The sequence below is a fragment of the Oscillospiraceae bacterium MB08-C2-2 genome (assembly GCA_035621215.1).
Classification (GTDB): domain Bacteria; phylum Bacillota; class Clostridia; order Oscillospirales; family Ruminococcaceae; genus WRAV01.
The window spans coordinates 876,347-892,345 of sequence record CP141729.1; the positions used below are offsets into that span (position 1 = coordinate 876,347).

Here is a 15,999-nt window from a genome sequence, read left to right on the forward strand (position 1 = left end):
GCATAGCGGACTGCATAATGCAACCATTTTGTACACATTTTTCGGCTTACGGGGCAGCGTATAAAGTAAACCTTTATTCAAAAGGATGCAGGTGATCATCCAATACCGCTACACGGGCGATCCGCACCAAATCCGGCTCCACTTCCGCCTCTTTGTAAAGCGCATCCAAAAACAGCGAAGGGTTCAAATTTTGGCTCAGGCCGGTTCGCAGGCGCAGGGTCATATCCAGACAGTTCTCCCCTTCTTTTTGCTCCAGAAGCTGAACCATGGGGCGAATGTCCACCTCTTTGAGGATTTTTCGGCCGGGGCCTTTTTTGGCTTTTTTCATCACCAAAATTTCCGGTTGTTCCATAAGGCGGGCAAGAGCGTGGGACATCCTGTCGGCGCCTTCTTCATCAAACAAAAGCTCCACATGGTAATCTGCCCACTCAATAGCCGAAGGCTCCTGCACCGGGGTACTGACCCGGAAAATCTCAAAGCCTGCGGGCAGGCAAGGGGAAAGCCTGCTGATAATTTCTTCGGAGCAAATCTCCTCATTGAGGCGGATATCCACCGTTTCCCACATCCCCTCGTATCCAAGGGAGAGGGGCAGCGAAAAGGTCAGGTACATATGCGGGTTAAAGCCTTGGGTATACCAAACAGGCAGGCCACTGCGCTTGATAGCACGGGATACTGACCGCATTAAATCCAGATGGGCAAGATATTTGGCACGGCCGGCCTTGCGGTAAAAAATACGAACAGGGATCATGGGCAAGGCCACCTCCCTTCTCCATCGGGATAGAGCCCCGAAGCACCGCAGGCACTGCATTGGAGCAGGCAGTTGGGGGTGGTGCGGTCACCATGGGCCTTTTTGTTTTCACGAATGAGGAAATCCTTGGTCACACCGTAATCCAAGTGGCTCCAAGGGGTTACCTCCTCAAAGGAACGGCGGCGGTTGGCATAAAATGCAGGATCAAGCCCGCATTCCGCCAAAGTTTCCAGCCATGTTTCCAAAGAAAAATGCTCGTCCCACCCTTCCAGCACACAGCCCTTGCGCCACGCCTGTTCCATAGCGGCACACAGGCGGCGGTCACCACGGGCCAAAACAGCCTCTAAAAAGCTGACCTTGTTGTTGTGGTATTTCACTGAAATTTTCTTGGTGCGAACCGATTCAACCAAATGCCTCTGCTTGGCGGCAAACTGCTCAATGGTATCCTGGGGCTCAAACTCAAAGGGAGTAAAGGGCTTGGGCACAAACCCGGCGGCACTGACCGTTACATTCACGCCCTTGCCCTTGGGCTTGTTGGGGTTTTCATAGTAAAGATTGACGATTTTTTGGGCAAGCTGGGCGATACCCTCCACATCCTCCATAGTTTCGGTAGGAAGCCCCAGCATAAAATACAGCTTAACCGAGGTATAGCCTCCTTCAAAAGCCATGGTGCAAGTGCGGAGGATTTCCTCCTCGGTGATGTTCTTGTTGATCACATCCCGAATCCGCTGAGTACCTGCCTCAGGGGCAAAGGTCAACCCGCTTTTGCGCACCCGGGTGATCTTTTCTGCCAGCGAATCTGAAAAATTATCCACCCGCAAAGAGGGCAGGGAAAGGTTAACCTTTTCCTTTTCAGTCCAATCCAGCAGGGTATCCAGCAACGGTTCCAGTCGGGTATAATCGCTGGTGCTCAAAGAAGTGAGGGAAATCTCATCGTAGCCGGTGGAATCGCAGAGCGCTTTGCCATAGCTGTTGAGAGTGCCGGGTTCCTTTTCCCGGAAAGGCCGGTAGATAAACCCGGCCTGACAGAAGCGGCAGCCTCGGGCACAGCCTCGGAGCACCTCCACCATAGCCCGGTCATGCACCGCCTCTACAGCGGGAACCACAAAGCTTTCAGGATAAAAAATGCAATCCAGATCGGCCACAATCCGTTTGGTTACTTTGGCGGGGGCGCCTTCCTCCGACGTGATGGAAGCCACGGTTCCATCCGGGTTATACGCCACCTGATACAGGCTGGGGACATAGATACCCTGAATTTGTGATGCCGCCTTGAGGAAAGCTTCCTTGCTCCAGCCCTCCGCCTTGGCCTGCTTGTAGAGATCCATCAACTCCAGATTGACCTCTTCCCCTTCCCCCAGCACAAACAGATCAATAAAATCTGCAAGGGGTTCGGGGTTGCAGGCACAGGGGCCTCCCGCAATGACAATGGGGTAAAGTTCTTTGCGCTGGCTGGAGCGAACCGGCAGGCCCGCCAAATCCAGCATATCCAATATGGTGGTAAAGCTCAGCTCATATTGGAGGGTAAAGCCGATCATATCAAAATCCTTAATAGGCTCCAAGCTTTCCAGCCCATAGAGAGGGATTCCCTGTTCCTTCATACAGTCCCGCATATCCATATCCGGGGCGAAAACCCGTTCGCACCAAAAATCCGGCCGGCTGTTGATCAGCGAATATAAAATCTTCATGCCCAAATGGGACATGCCGATCTCATATAAATCAGGAAAGCAGAAGGCAAAGCGAACCGCCACATCCTGGGGCGATTTTACAATGCTTCCGATCTCCCCCCCAATGTATCGGGCAGGCTTTTGCACTTTGGGTAAAATCCTGTCCAGTTTTTCCATTAACAACTGTTTTTCCTCCATCCCTTCTGGGAATGCTTTCTATAGCAGCCCTTCTTGAAAACAGCAGAATGCTGTGTTCCTCCCCTTGCGAAAAGCGGGAAAACGGCATACTAAGAGGCAAAAACTGCGCCTTTGGCGCAAAACAAGCTCTGCTCGCTTTTGAAAACGATGGTTTCGTTTTCAAGTTTATTGACTATACCATAGATAGTATTACAAAATTGTTCTCTAGTCAATCTGCCTCAATGTGCCCACTTTCATATAGTCGTATTCTTTTCTGCACTTTTGTATCTTCAGCCTTGCAAAAAAAATAAAAAAGTCTTATGATAGAACCTGTTGTGCAGGGCCTAAAAAGTTCCCGCACATTTTACACCTTTGTATCCATGGAAAGGAGCTGGAATTTTTTGCTGCGTATCAGTCGTTTTATCGGGCGCTATAAGGCCCAGTTTTTCTTCGGGTGGCTTCTCAAGCTGCTGGAAGCAGTATTGGAGGTGTTTCTGCCTCTGTTTATGGCTAAGATTTTGGATATAGGTATCCCCCAGGGAGATCGGGGCTATATTCTGCAAATGGGAGGATGGCTCATGCTGTTTTCCGTGGTGGGTTTGGCCTTTGCGATTTTCTGCCAATACAGTGCCGCCGTGGTCTCTTTGGGGACAGGCACCATCATCCGTGATGCTCTTATGAAGCAGGTCTCGGGTTTTTCTTACCGGGAGCTGGATCGTTTCAGTCCTTCCACACTGATTAACCGCCTCACCGGTGATGTTACCAATGTGGAGCAGGCCATTGCCATGACTATCCGCCTTGTTTCCCGAGCACCTTTTCTGTGCATTGGCTCGGTGATCATGGCTTTTTATGTGGATAGCCAGCTTGCCTTGATTTTTGTGGGGCTGATCCCGATGCTGGGGATTTTGCTGTATTTCTTAATCGTGCGCACCACTGCTCTCTATAAAGAAGCCCAGAAAAAGCTGGATGGCCTGGCTCTGATTGTTCGCGAAAACCTGAGCGGTGTGCGCATTATCCGCGCTTTTGCCCGCTGGAACAAAGAGCAGGAGCGTGGCGATTCCGCCGCTCGTGAACTGGCCGTTGCCAATATCCGAGTCGCCAGCTTATCGGCTCTTTCCAACCCGGCCACCTCTATTTTGATGCAGGGCAGCACAATGCTGATTCTGTATTTGGGAGCCAATCGGGTTTTTGAAGGCTTGCTCACACGAGGCAATGTTCTGGCCCTTACCACCTATGCCACGCAGGTGCTCTATGCGCTGGTTATTTTCTCCAATCTGGTGGTGCTGTTTACCAAAGCCTCCGCTTCGGCCGGGCGCATCAATGAGGTGCTGGATACAGAACCTTCCATTGTGTATCCCCAGCAGGCGGCTTCTCTTTCACAGGAAGCCCCGGCAGTTAGCTTTGAAAATGTCTCTTTCTCTTACAGCGGCCATGAAGAGGCTGTGACCGATATTTCCTTTAGCTTGCCTCACGGCAAAGCGCTGGGCATTGTGGGGGTTACCGGCAGCGGAAAATCCACCGTGATCAACCTTTTACAGCGGTTCTATGATTTGGATAAAGGCTGTATCCGGCTCTCGGGCGCCCCGCTGACTGAGCTTTCTCAGCAGCAGCTTCGGGATATGATCGGCGTGGTTCCCCAGCAAAGCATGCTGTTTACAGGTACCGTAGCAGACAACCTGCGCTGGGGCAAGGAGGATGCTTCCACCGACGAGATGTGGGCTGCTTTAGAAACAGCTCAGGCTCGTGACTTTGTGGAGGCACTGCCCGGCGGGCTGGAGTTTCGCATTGAGGAAGGCGGACGCAATTTTTCCGGCGGCCAGCGCCAGCGTCTTGCCATCGCCCGTGCACTGGTTAAAAGGCCCTCTCTCTTGATTCTGGATGATTCCTTGAGCGCTCTGGATTACAAAACCGATCTGGAGCTGCGCCGGGCACTGGCCCGGGATTTGCCCGATACGACCTTGCTGGTGGTTTCTCAGCGTATCAGCTCGGTGACCGGCGCTGACTTGATTGTGGTGCTGGATGACGGTAAAATCAGCGGTCTGGGCGTTCACAGCACCCTGCTGGAGGAATGTGAAACCTACCGGGATATTTACCGCTCTCAAACCAGTTCCGGATCAAAGGAGGCAGCCCAATGACTGAAATTCAAAAGCCTGTAACCGGCCGCCTGCTTTCGGTAATGTCGGCCCAATGGCCGAAAATACTCATGGCCTTGCTCTGCGCTGTTGTTTCCAGCCTGAGCGCCATTTTTGCAACGCTGTATCTTGGTTATGCCATAGATGCTATGGTTGGCCAGGGGGATGTGGATTTTCCCGGACTTCACCGTATTATTTTGATTCTGGGGGGGCTGTATCTGGCGGGTGCCCTGTTCCAGTGGTTTGTATCGGTGCTGGCCAACCAGATCGCTCATGGCACTTCCCAGACCCTACGCCATTTGACCTTTGAAAAATTAGGCCGTCTTCCCCTTTCCTTCTTTGATCAAACCTCCCGGGGAGATTTGGTCAGCCGGTTCACCAACGATCTGGATAGTGTATCACTTGCACTTTCTCTGAGCATTGTCAGCCTCTTTACCGGGGCTGTCGTGGTGGTTACCTCTCTCATTTTTATGCTCAGCCTTAATGTACAAATAACCTTGGTGATTTTGCTTTGTACCCCCGTGATTTTTCTGGTGGCGTGGATTATTTCCCGCTTCACGCAGGAAACCTACCGCCGCCAGCAGGCTGTCGTGGGTGAGCTTTCCGGGTTTGTCTCTGAGATTGTGGGCAATCAGCGCCTGGTCACCGCCTTTGGCTACGAGAGCCGAAGTGTAGAGCGGTTCGAAGCCATTACAGCCCGGCTCAAGGTCACCGGTACCAAAGCGCACTTCGCGTCGGCTCTGTTTAACCCCATCACTCGATTTGTAGACCATTTAACCTATCTGCTGGTGGGTGTAGTTGGCGGCCTAATTGCTTTGGGCGGTGTCAGCGTAGGAACCGTTTCCAGCTTTTTGATCTATTCGGCTCAGTTTGCCAAGCCCTTTAATGAAATTTCCGGTGTGCTGGGCAATATCCAAACTGCATTTGCCTCTCTGCGGCGCATCTTTGAAATTCTCGATACCCCTGAGGAATCGGCGGAAGCCCCCAATATGCCGGAGCTGGGTCATCCTCAAGGTGCTGTGGAATTCAGGAATGTGGATTTTTCCTACAGTTCCAGCCGCCCTCTTATTCAGGATTTGAATCTCAAGGTCACTCCCGGCAGTCTGGTTGCCATTGTGGGACCCACCGGAGCGGGTAAAACCACCATCGTTAACCTGCTGATGCGGTTTTATGAGCTGAACAAGGGTGCCCTGCTGATTGACGGCCGCAATGTTTCCGGCGTGACTCGAAACAGCCTGCGCCGTAGTTTCGGTATGGTTTTGCAGGACACTTGGCTGTTTGAAGGAACCATCCGGGATAATATTGCTTATGGTAAACCCAACGCGACCCAACAGGAAGTAGAGGAGGCGGCTCGCTTTGCCCACGCCCATTCCTTTATCAAGCGTTTGCCCCAGCAGTATGATACCATGCTCACACAGGATGGCGGCAATCTTTCGCAGGGCCAAAAGCAGCTTCTTACCATAGCCCGAGTGATGCTCACCAATCCGGCCATGCTGATTCTGGATGAAGCCACCAGCTCCATTGATACCCTTACCGAAATCCGCATCCAGAAAGCTTTCCTAAAAATGATGGAGGGCCGCACCAGCTTTGTCATCGCCCACCGTCTTTCTACCATCACCTCTGCGGATGTAATTCTGGTGCTGGATAAGGGTAAAATCATCGAGACCGGAACCCATAACGAGCTGCTGGAAAAAGGCGGTTTCTATGCCCAGCTTTATGCCAGCCAGTTTCAATAACACAAACCTTTAAAACACCCAAATGGGTCGGTTGACAGCTTTGTCACCGGCCCATTTTCATGCCTCAACCGCACTCTACCGCTAGTCGGTTGCATCATTCCTCTTTTGGAATTATACTAAAACATAGCCTAGTCACGGAGTGAAACCCGGATATTCTCAGGAGGTAATGGTGCATGTATGAAATCAACAATGAGCAGTTCGGCAGCTTTGTGGCTGAGCTGAGAAAGCAAAAGAGCTTTACCCAAAAAGAGTTGGCCCAAAGATTGTTTGTTTCGGATAAGGCGGTCAGTAAATGGGAACGAGGGCTGAGTATGCCGGACATTTCGCTGCTTATGCCTCTGGCGGATTTGCTGGGGGTAACCATCGCGGAACTGCTGAGTGGTCAGCATATTTCCCAGCCGGAGGTGCTGGATGCACAGACGGTGGAAAAGCTGGTTGCCGGAACCATCGGTCTTTCTGTAAAAGAGCAGCAGAAGCGCAGGCGGCACCGCCGACAAAGCCGAAAGGCTTATCTGACATGTGGGGTTATAGCGGTTTTGGAATGTGTGCTGCTTTTATTGCTGGGATATTCTCCGGAAGAACTGATGAAAGATGTATTTCTGGTTGAATCGTTGAGCCTTTTATTTGGAGGCTGGTTTTGTTTATGGGTTAAGGATATCCTCCCGGCTTATTATGATGAAAATAAAATCAGCAGCTACAGCGATGGTGTTTTCAGGATGAATCTGGCAGGGGTATATTTTAACAACAGCAACTGGCCATATATTCTAAAAGCCGGCCGCCGATGGGTTCTAGGGGTTATGGTGATATTCCCTTTCTTGTATGCAGTTGTAAAGAGCCTCTTTCCCACTGTCTGGGAAGCAGGACAGCTCTTTTTTGTTTTAACTGCCTGCCTCGGCTGTTTTGTTCCCATGATACTGGCTGCCAAGCGGCATGGCTGACTTGGACTGCAATAAAAAAAGCGTTTCTTTTTCGGACCCTCCGCCGAAGAAGAAACGCTTTTTTATTTACTATAGCTTTACTGGAAGAGTAATTCCAGTTCCCAGCAATCCACATTGCCGGTTTGATCCAGACCGTTGTTCTTCTGGAAATCCTTAACCGCCTGAATGGTGTTATCATCCATCACACCGGTTAGCTGATAGGGGTAAAGTCCCTTATAGAACAAGGCAGACTGCATTAAACTAATCATTTTCGGGGTGTTGTATTTTTCGCTCCAGACCATCTCTTCCAAAGTCTGAACCGCACCCGAATAAAGCTCCCCATCCACGGCCAGCTTGGCATTCAATAAAGCATTCAGCTCGGTCTGGAAGCCCTTGACCAACGCCTGCTTTACATCCGCCATCACCAGCTGATCCATAGCAAGCTGGCTTTTATAGGTGGTGTTGAGATACTGTTTGACCAGATCGGATTTTTCCTTATCCACCACAATTTTCTTACGCAGACGCAAATCCTCATAGGCGATGTTGATGTCCACCCGGCCACTGATGCCGCTGACCGAACCATAAGAGGTATGCTGCCAGATTTTGTGATCAACCTGAGAGGGCTGCTGAATGTAATTGGCCGCCCAGATAGGATAATCCTGCAGCTTGCTCATATCCAGATAAGAGTGGAAATAGTTTTCATAGCTGTAAAGCATAACGGTATAGCCTGCATCCTTCACAGTTTCCATAAAGGCTTTGGCTGCCTGTGTCAACTTGGCCTTGGAAAGATTGCCCCGGTTGTTTTCCAAATCCAGCACAACAGGGTATGTAATATCCAGACCATCCAGATGGCTGAGGAAAAATTCGGCCTGCTCCACGGCAGTAGATGTGCTGGTAAAGGTAGCATAATGATAAGCTCCTACCAAAACACCTGCCTGATGAGCGTTTTTGGCATTCTGACGGAAGGTTTTATCGGAAGTGGTTCCAACTGAAGCCCGAATCAGAGCAAAATTGATACCATTTTCCTTAACCTGATCCCAATTGATGCTTCCCTGATATTCAGAGACATCAATGCCCTTGATGCCGTTTTCTATATTGTCTGCGGCCTCCTGCGTTTTGATGGTGACCGCCGCATGTAAGTCGCTTGATGTACCGCCTGTGTTCATTCCCTTAGCCAATGCTTTGCTCATTGCAGAGAACATATTGGCAGGCAGGGTCACAACTAGAGCGATGGCCAACAACAGACCCGCTGCTGCAAGCCGGGGCTGCTTAATTTGTGTCATTCTTTTTCCTCCGTTTCCTTATTGAATTGATGTTTGTGGTATTGCTGAAAAAGCCTGTCCGGCTACCCTGCCAAAGAGGCACCGCCCTCTTCAACCACTTCTGCCGAAATGAAACGACATTTCTGCAAAAAATGAAAACTAAGAGACCCCGCCGGCAGGCAAGCACTTCCAATACTATATCAAAAAATTAGTCGAAAAACAACGTCATATATGCATAAACTGTAAAATTCTTGCAAAGCACCTTGACCTTTGGCGGCTTTATGGGCTATAGTTAGATAATAGTAATTCTAAAATAAATGTCTTCAAAGTTATGACCGGATATCTTTTTCATAAAAATGCATTGTATTCTTTTTTTCCTTGTTTCAGACGTACATATCCCCGGCATTGCTGGAGAAAATTTATTACTGGTGTGTGCTTGCGATCTGCACAAAAACTTTGCTTGACCGGATTCTATAAAAACGCAGCGGCACTTGTTGGAAGGATTGAACTCTGGTGGCACGATATGATGTAGCAATAATCGGCAGCGGGCCTGCGGGCCTAGAGGCTGCTGTTAATCTAAAAATCCGCAATAAAAGTGTGCTGTTGGTGGGGCCAAAAAACCTCAGCAGCAAGATTCAAATTGCGCCTCAAATCAATAACTATCTGGGTTTTCCCCATATTTCCGGTGCAGAGCTTAGGGAGCGCTTTCAAGAACATTTGACTGCTATGGGAATTGAGGTCACTCCCGAACGAATCACCACCATCCTCCCTATGGGGGATTACTATATGCTGGCTGGCACACACAGCACCTTCGAGGCTGTGTCTTTGATTTTAGCCACCGGCATTGCTCCCACACGCACCTTTCCCGGTGAAGAAAGCTTTCTCGGCCGGGGTGTGGGCTACTGCGCCACCTGCGATGCTCCCCTTTATAAAAACAAGGTGGTAACCATTGTGGGCTACAATGAAGAAGCTGTGCATGAGGCGAATTATGTGGCTGAGCTGGCCTCTAAGGTTTATTACATCCCCGTGGGAAAGGTCAAGGGTACTCTTTCCGATTCGGTGGAGCTGGTGGAAGATTTGCTGGTGGAAATCGCCGGAGAAAACAAGGTTACCCATGCGATTTTAAAAAAGCAGCAGCTGGATACAGACGCGGTTTTTATCCTGCGGGACAGCATTGCCCCCGGTCAGCTCCTTCCCGGAATTGAACAGCAGGATGGTTTTATAAAGGTAGACGCCAATATGGCAACCAATCTTCCCGGCTGCTTTGCTGCCGGAGACTGCACAGGTAAGCCCCATCAATACATGCGTGCCGCCGGGCAGGGACAGATTGCCGGTTTGAATGCCGCTGCCTATATAGACACAATGAATCAACAAAAGAAAGGCTGATGAATATGCTCATCCATCTCGACGAAAACACTTTTAACGATGCCATTAACAGTGACACCCCTATTTTGGTGGATTTCTGGGCAGGCTGGTGTATGCCCTGCAAAATGCTGGCTCCTGTTCTGGATGACCTAGCTCAAGAACTGGATGGTACCGTGGATATTGGTAAAGTGGATATTGACCAGTGCCCTGCCCTTGCCACCCAGTATGAAGTAGCCAGCATCCCCACCCTGATTCTGTTTTCTCAGGGTAAAATTCTCAGTACACTGGTTGGTGTAAGACCTAAGGATCAAATCAAGGAAGCTCTGGAAAATGCATTGAGCCCTTTGGTGTAAGGAACATCTGATGGGTTTTCCCAAAAACTATAAAAAATTCTGTGCCGCCTCAGTGCCGGTTCATGGCGCCGGGGCGTTTTTTTAGAATATTTCCGAGATTTTGTGCTTTCTTTACTTTCTGAAAAGTCTCCCAAATGACATAAATGCGTGCTGTCGGGATGAAAACAAGGGAGAAATTCGCCTTAAAACCGCATGAACGGGCGAATACCCTCTTGTGGCTGTGATATTGGCTATAGGGGATAGTTGAAGCCCAAAATCAGCCTCTGAATGCCTCTCCCCACCTTATTTGTACCATAAGGGAGCTTTGACATATTTTTGCAAAAACGCTATATTATATAATAAACTTAATTGCTGACGAAATCAGCACATTCTGGAACATTGAATCATCAAAAGACAGCCTTTTGGCGGTGCGGGGCTTTGCCCCTCAAAATACTTTGTATTTTGCTTTTGTGATACAATATCTGTTGAACTGGCTTTTTCTTTTTAACAGGATTATTTTGAATTAAGGAGATAAACATGGAACCTGACGGTAGTATATGGGGGTATATTCTTTTATTGGCTGTTCTCATTCTGTGCAACGCATTTTTTGCCATGAGTGAAATCGCCATTATTACCCTCAATGACAACAAACTGCGCAAGACAGCGGAGGAAGGCAGCAAAAAAGCCAAGCAAATCCTCAGACTTGTAGAAGAACCTTCCCGCTTTTTAGCCACAATTCAAGTAGGTGTTACCATTTCGGGTATGCTTGCTTCTGCGGTGGCAGCCGATACCTTCACCGGCTATATCGTATATGCACTGCGCAATGTGGACATATCCCCTTCTTTGGTGAAGGGTGTTTCATTGGTTGTCATAACCTGTGCACTGTCTTATTTTACTCTGGTTTTAGGCGAGCTCGTTCCCAAACGAATTGCAATGAACAACGCCGAAAAAATATCCTTCAGCGTAATTGGACCTTTGGCCGTTTTATATGTCGTTGTCCGTCCTTTTGTGGCATTGCTTTCCCGTTCCACCAACGCCATTCTAAAACTGGTTGGCATTGATCCCAATCAAAAGCCCGAAGCGGTTACCGAAGAAGAGATCCGCATGATGATTGATGTGGGTAACGAAAACGGCAACATTGAAGAAAGCAACAAAGATATGATCAACAATATCTTTGAATTCGATGACCGTACCGTAATCGAAACCATGACCCACCGCACCGAAATGACCGCTGTGGATATAGAGGATTCCCTCGAGGAAATTGTAGAGGTCGCCACCTCCACCGGTTATTCCCGTATTCCTGTCTATGAGGAAGACCCCGATTCCATTTTGGGTATTCTGTATGTCAAGGATTTGCTGACACTGGTTATGCAGAAGGATGTCGATTCCTTTGATATCAGAGCACACCTGAGAGAGCCCCTGTATGTGCTGGAATCCACCAACTGCAAGCAGCTTCTCAAGGAGTTTCAAGAACGCAAGGTGCAGATGGCCATTGTGATTGATGAATACGGCGGAACCTCCGGCCTCGTTACAATGGAGGATTTGCTGGAATCCATTGTGGGCAACATTCAGGATGAATACGACGATGAAGACGAAGAAATTGCCGCTGTAAACGAAAACTGCTATCTGGTGGATGGCTTGACTACTGTAGAGGATGTGGGCAAATACTTCAATATACGCTTTGCGGATGATGAAGATTTTGAAACCATAGGCGGCTATGTGCTGAATCAGCTGGGATATATCCCTTCCGAAGAGGAGCACCCCAGTGTTCAGATTGGCGATATTGTTTTTACCGTTTCTGAAATGGATGAGCGCCGCATTTCTAAGCTTCATGTGGAGCGGGTTTTGCCGGCCTCCAGTTTAGCGGAAACAGACGAATAGTTGTTGACTAATAGCTTCTAAGCACATACAAGAGAACCTCCTGCCTTTTAAAATGCAGGAGGTTCTTTTTTATAGCGATCAAGATTGGATGCGTTTAAATGGGAGCCCCTACACGCACAGCGCCCGGAGCTTATCCACATAATCCAGCTTTTCCCAAGCCACATTCAAGTCTTCACGGCCCATATGGCCATAAGCTGCCAAAGCCTGATAAATAGGCTGGCGCAGGCCAAGCCGTTTTACAATTCCGGCGGGCTTGAGATCAAAGAGCTGCTCCACAGCCTGAGCCAGTGCATCATCCGAAATGCGGCCGGTGCCAAAGGTGTTGACATTGATAGAAACAGGGCGGGCCACGCCAATGGCATAGGCAATCTGAACCTCACACTTGGAGGCCAGCCCGGCGGCCACGATGTTCTTAGCTACGTGGCGGGCAGCATAAGCGGCAGAGCGATCCACCTTGGTGGGGTCCTTGCCGGAGAAGCAGCCGCCACCATGACGGCCATAACCACCATAAGTATCCACGATGATCTTGCGGCCGGTCAAGCCGCTGTCACCCTGAGGGCCTCCAATGACAAAGCGCCCGGTGGGGTTAATGAAATATTTGGTATCTTGCAGCAGTTCTTCCGGTACAATGGGCTTGACCACATATTTGATCAAATCTCTGCGGATCTGCTCACTGGAAACATCCTCAGAATGCTGGTTGGAAAGCACAATGGTATCCACCCGCACCGGCTTGTCGTCCTCATATTCCACTGTTACCTGTGATTTGCCATCGGGACGCAGATAAGGCAATGTGCCGTCCTTGCGCACCTTAGCCATCTGCTTAGCCAGCTTATGGGCCAGCGCAATCGCCATAGGCATATATTCGGGGGTTTCATCGCAGGCATACCCAAACATCATGCCCTGATCCCCTGCGCCATTTTCCTCTGCCTGAGAATCGGTCTCCTTTGCTTCCAGCGCCTTATCCACGCCCAAAGCAATATCCCCCGACTGCTCATCGATGCTGGTAATGATTGCACAGCTATCGCCGTTGAAGCCATATTCAGCAGAATCATAGCCAATATCCCGGATAACCCTGCGGGCGATCTTGGGAATGTCTACATAGCACTGGGTGGATATCTCCCCCATAATCATAACCATACCGGTGGTGCAGGTAGTCTCGCAGGCCACCCTGGCCACGGGATCCTGTGCCAGAATTGCATCCAGAACCGCATCGGAAATCTGATCGCAGATTTTATCAGGATGTCCCTCTGTTACTGATTCAGACGTAAAAAGAAGCTTTGCCATATTACAACCTCCTTGGTTTTAGGATCGGCAGGCAAAAGAAAACAGCCCGGATGAACCGGGCCGTTTATATGCCGTCCCCATCTCTCGGTTACTTACCGCAGGAATTGGCACCTTACAGACACACTGTAGGTTGCCGGGCATCGTAGGGCCTGTTCCCTCCGCCACTCTTGATAAGGGTAAAATATTCTTTTGTCTATTTTATTTTAAACCAGACTGCGAAATTTGTCAAATGGTTTTATTCGGATATTTTTCTTAAAAAACCACCCATGGCTCTGTATATCCCAAAGGCCACCAATGAATTAATGCCTGATTTAAGCAGGTTAAAAGGGATCACAACCGGCACCAGGGTTTCCGCCACCTTTTCCCGGGTCAGGCCAAAAAAGATAGGGGTTACCAGAAGATTCATCCCCACCATCACCACTGTCATAATCACACAGCCACAGGCCAGCACTGCCCCGAGCCGAATGCCGGTGGGATTTTTGCGGGAAAGCAGCCCCACAGCAAAGGCCATGGCGCTGGTGGCCGTTACATGCATGATAAAGCCCACAACACCGCTGGAGCCATGAATGGCAAAGCTCTGCAAAAAGCTGACCACAATGGTAAGCAGAACCCCGCTCACCGGCCCAAACAGCAAGCTGCCAATCAGGATGGGAATATCGGCCGGATCGTATTTCAGATAAGCGGCCGTTGGGAAAATCGGAATCTCCACCAAAGTTACCAGCACCACACCGATGGCGGCCAGCATTCCTTGAGCCACCAGCTGCCGAACACTGAAAATCGATTTTCCCCCATGGTAAACACTGTTTGAAAAATCCTTTGTCACTAGAAAGACCTCCTGAAAAATTTTCCTGGATATCCTCTGAGTGTCCGTCGGCCTGTAAATCCCGGTTGAACTTCCGGGCGGGTCGATGGCAGAACGCAAAAAATCCTCAAACAAAAAAAGCTTGTTCGAGGACGGCATGTCATAAAAGACATAGCTGTTTCTTTCATCCGGACTATACCGTCGGTCAGGGATTCTAACCCTGTCGGCCTGTTGCGGCTCGTGGACTTATAGCTTGACGCTCATCACCACCGGTGAGGAATTACACCTCGCCCTGAAACAGAAGATATTCGGTTTTTATTAGTATATGCCTATCAATGAAATTTGTCAAGGGGGGGGGGCGCCCCTTTCTCTAAAAAGTGAGGGCGGTATACATTCTCTGCACTGTATCATCTTCACCCTTAACCATCGCTAAAAAACTCCATCCGCATTTCTCGTAAAAAGAAGTGTGATCCGTAACTAAATAGAGCTTTTCAATTTGAAGCTTGCCGCAATCCTCTCTGGCAAAATCCAAAAGGTATTTTGCAACGCCTTGGCCACGATAACGCCCCTCCACAAATAGGGCACATAAATTGGGGCTTAAATCCTTGCGATCATGAAAATCATTTTCTATTATTCCCGCCCCGGCAATAATTTCCCGCTCTGCATTTAAAACAACATACCACTGTGGTATTCCCGTTTTGTTTTGAATGCATTTCTCAATGCTTTCACAGTATATCTGCTCATCAATTCCCCATTTTTCACTAAACCAAAGTGCTGCCTTTTCCAAAAACAGAGGATGATCTCTTAAAGGCTTTAAGTCAATATTTTGATGCATATTTCCCTCTTGTAATCATTTCCTATTGCAGCTTAATGCGGCGAATCGTCTTTGTTTTGCCCGTTGCCTCATCGATATCAAGCAGAACCCCGCAAAGCTCTATGTTTTCCTTCTCATTTTCGAATTTTACCGGTAAGCGGGTACGCATTTTTTCCATGGCACAGGAGGCCTTAACCCCCAGCACCGAATAACGCCCGCCGCACATTCCCAAATCGCTGATGTATCCGGTACCGCCGGGGAGAATCTGCTCGTCGGCGGTGGGTACATGGGTATGGGTGCCCACAACAGCGGAAACCCGGCCATCCAGATAATAAGCCATGCAAAGCTTCTCAGCGGTTGCCTCTGCGTGAAAATCCACCAGTATATTGGGGGTATCCACCTGTTCCAGCAAGCGATCCACGCAGTCAAAAGGGCTTTCGTAGCTTTCCATATAAACAGTGCCCTGCAAATTGATCACACACAGCTTAAACCGCAGGCCATCAAAAATGTACATGCCCTTACCCGGAGCACTGGGGTGATAGTTGGCCGGGCGGATAACCCCATCCTCCCGCTCCAATGTCTCATATATCTCTCGGCGCTTATAAACATGGTTGCCGGTGGTAATCACATCCACGCCGCTGTCAAAAAGATGCTTGGCGCTGGAAGGCAAAATGCCGTTACCCTCAGCGGAATTTTCTCCGTTGGCCACCACCATCTGTATGTTCTCTTTTTTTCGGAAAGCGGGCAGCCGGTCACGCACGAATTCACAGCCTGCCTGTCCCACCACATCACCCATAGCCAGTATACGCAATAGAATCACTCCTTAAATCGCTGGCCGCCCCAGAGCGGCATTAGAATATAAAAAAGCGGGAATCCGCACAGACA

The 15,999-nt window shown here is 49.4% G+C and carries 13 protein-coding genes and 2 riboswitches; of the genes, 6 read left to right on the forward strand and 7 right to left on the reverse strand.

The features are described 5' to 3' along the window. Nucleotides 1-73 precede the first annotated feature (73 nt). On the reverse strand, nucleotides 74-748 hold the full coding sequence (locus U6B65_03845; GenBank protein WRS28273.1) for a TIGR03936 family radical SAM-associated protein: 675 nt from the start codon (nucleotides 746-748) through the stop codon (nucleotides 74-76). Then, a complete protein-coding gene (locus tag U6B65_03850; protein ID WRS28274.1) occupies nucleotides 745-2,610 on the reverse strand; it encodes a TIGR03960 family B12-binding radical SAM protein in 1,866 nt (621 codons plus the stop codon). The genes U6B65_03845 and U6B65_03850 overlap by 4 nt, the downstream gene beginning before the upstream one ends. Nucleotides 2,611-2,990: 380 nt before the next feature. Here U6B65_03850 and U6B65_03855 point away from each other — a divergent pair, with 380 nt between their 5' ends. The 3 genes from U6B65_03855 (at nucleotide 2,991) to U6B65_03865 (ending at nucleotide 7,395) form a co-directional block, all read left to right on the forward strand. Further along, nucleotides 2,991-4,724: an ABC transporter ATP-binding protein gene (locus U6B65_03855; protein WRS28275.1), complete on the forward strand. Its 1,734-nt coding sequence runs from the start codon at nucleotides 2,991-2,993 to the stop codon at nucleotides 4,722-4,724. After that, nucleotides 4,721-6,457, forward strand: coding sequence for an ABC transporter ATP-binding protein (locus U6B65_03860; protein ID WRS28276.1), 1,737 nt, complete (start codon nucleotides 4,721-4,723; stop codon nucleotides 6,455-6,457). Before U6B65_03855 ends, U6B65_03860 begins: the two co-directional genes overlap by 4 nt. 173 nt (nucleotides 6,458-6,630) lie before the next feature. Continuing rightward, a complete protein-coding gene (locus U6B65_03865; GenBank protein WRS28277.1) occupies nucleotides 6,631-7,395 on the forward strand; it encodes a helix-turn-helix transcriptional regulator in 765 nt (254 codons plus the stop codon). A 77-nt stretch (nucleotides 7,396-7,472) separates the two neighbouring features. Here the strand turns inward: U6B65_03865 and U6B65_03870 are convergent, their stop codons facing one another. Continuing rightward, nucleotides 7,473-8,657: a GH25 family lysozyme gene (locus tag U6B65_03870; GenBank protein WRS28278.1), complete on the reverse strand. Its 1,185-nt coding sequence runs from the start codon at nucleotides 8,655-8,657 to the stop codon at nucleotides 7,473-7,475. 489 nt (nucleotides 8,658-9,146) lie between these two features. On the opposite strand from U6B65_03870, the gene U6B65_03875 reads away from it, so the two are divergent. From U6B65_03875 to U6B65_03885, 3 genes are all read left to right on the forward strand, one after another. Further along, entirely contained in the window at nucleotides 9,147-10,022 is an 876-nt protein-coding gene (locus U6B65_03875) for an NAD(P)/FAD-dependent oxidoreductase (protein WRS28911.1), read from the forward strand. 5 nt (nucleotides 10,023-10,027) lie between these two features. Then, a complete protein-coding gene (gene trxA / locus U6B65_03880; protein ID WRS28279.1) occupies nucleotides 10,028-10,354 on the forward strand; it encodes a thioredoxin in 327 nt (108 codons plus the stop codon). 516 nt (nucleotides 10,355-10,870) lie between these two features. Further along, nucleotides 10,871-12,214 (forward strand): hemolysin family protein, encoded by a 1,344-nt coding sequence (locus U6B65_03885; protein ID WRS28280.1) that lies wholly within the window; start codon nucleotides 10,871-10,873, stop codon nucleotides 12,212-12,214. A 108-nt stretch (nucleotides 12,215-12,322) separates the two neighbouring features. Here the strand turns inward: U6B65_03885 and metK are convergent, their stop codons facing one another. The 4 genes from metK to U6B65_03905 all read right to left on the reverse strand — a co-directional run bounded on the left by metK (nucleotide 12,323) and on the right by U6B65_03905 (nucleotide 15,934). Continuing rightward, on the reverse strand, nucleotides 12,323-13,498 hold the full coding sequence (metK, locus tag U6B65_03890) for a methionine adenosyltransferase (protein WRS28281.1): 1,176 nt from the start codon (nucleotides 13,496-13,498) through the stop codon (nucleotides 12,323-12,325). 74 nt (nucleotides 13,499-13,572) lie between these two features. Then, nucleotides 13,573-13,675, reverse strand: a riboswitch (SAM riboswitch). A gap of 58 nt (nucleotides 13,676-13,733) precedes the next feature. Further along, the gene (locus tag U6B65_03895; GenBank protein WRS28282.1) at nucleotides 13,734-14,321 is read right to left on the reverse strand and encodes an ECF transporter S component; all 588 of its coding nucleotides are present in this window, start codon (nucleotides 14,319-14,321) and stop codon (nucleotides 13,734-13,736) included. A 151-nt stretch (nucleotides 14,322-14,472) separates the two neighbouring features. Further along, nucleotides 14,473-14,604: riboswitch (FMN riboswitch) on the reverse strand. A 66-nt stretch (nucleotides 14,605-14,670) separates the two neighbouring features. Then, nucleotides 14,671-15,135: a GNAT family N-acetyltransferase gene (locus U6B65_03900; protein WRS28283.1), complete on the reverse strand. Its 465-nt coding sequence runs from the start codon at nucleotides 15,133-15,135 to the stop codon at nucleotides 14,671-14,673. A 22-nt stretch (nucleotides 15,136-15,157) separates the two neighbouring features. Continuing rightward, nucleotides 15,158-15,934: a TIGR00282 family metallophosphoesterase gene (locus U6B65_03905; GenBank protein ID WRS28284.1), complete on the reverse strand. Its 777-nt coding sequence runs from the start codon at nucleotides 15,932-15,934 to the stop codon at nucleotides 15,158-15,160. Nucleotides 15,935-15,999: the final 65 nt, after the last annotated feature.

Bases quoted from the DNA above. Each gene is read 5' to 3' on its own strand.
- U6B65_03845 (WRS28273.1), bottom strand. From the start codon at position 748: ATGATCCCTGTTCGTATTTTTTACCGCAAGGCCGGCCGTGCCAAATAT.
- U6B65_03850 (WRS28274.1), bottom strand. From the start codon at position 2,610: ATGGAGGAAAAACAGTTGTTAATGGAAAAACTGGACAGGATTTTACCC.
- U6B65_03860 (WRS28276.1), top strand. From the start codon at position 4,721: ATGACTGAAATTCAAAAGCCTGTAACCGGCCGCCTGCTTTCGGTAATG.
- U6B65_03865 (WRS28277.1), top strand. From the start codon at position 6,631: ATGTATGAAATCAACAATGAGCAGTTCGGCAGCTTTGTGGCTGAGCTG.
- U6B65_03870 (WRS28278.1), bottom strand. From the start codon at position 8,657: ATGACACAAATTAAGCAGCCCCGGCTTGCAGCAGCGGGTCTGTTGTTG.
- trxA (WRS28279.1), top strand. From the start codon at position 10,028: ATGCTCATCCATCTCGACGAAAACACTTTTAACGATGCCATTAACAGT.
- U6B65_03885 (WRS28280.1), top strand. From the start codon at position 10,871: ATGGAACCTGACGGTAGTATATGGGGGTATATTCTTTTATTGGCTGTT.
- metK (WRS28281.1), bottom strand. From the start codon at position 13,498: ATGGCAAAGCTTCTTTTTACGTCTGAATCAGTAACAGAGGGACATCCT.
- U6B65_03900 (WRS28283.1), bottom strand. From the start codon at position 15,135: ATGCATCAAAATATTGACTTAAAGCCTTTAAGAGATCATCCTCTGTTT.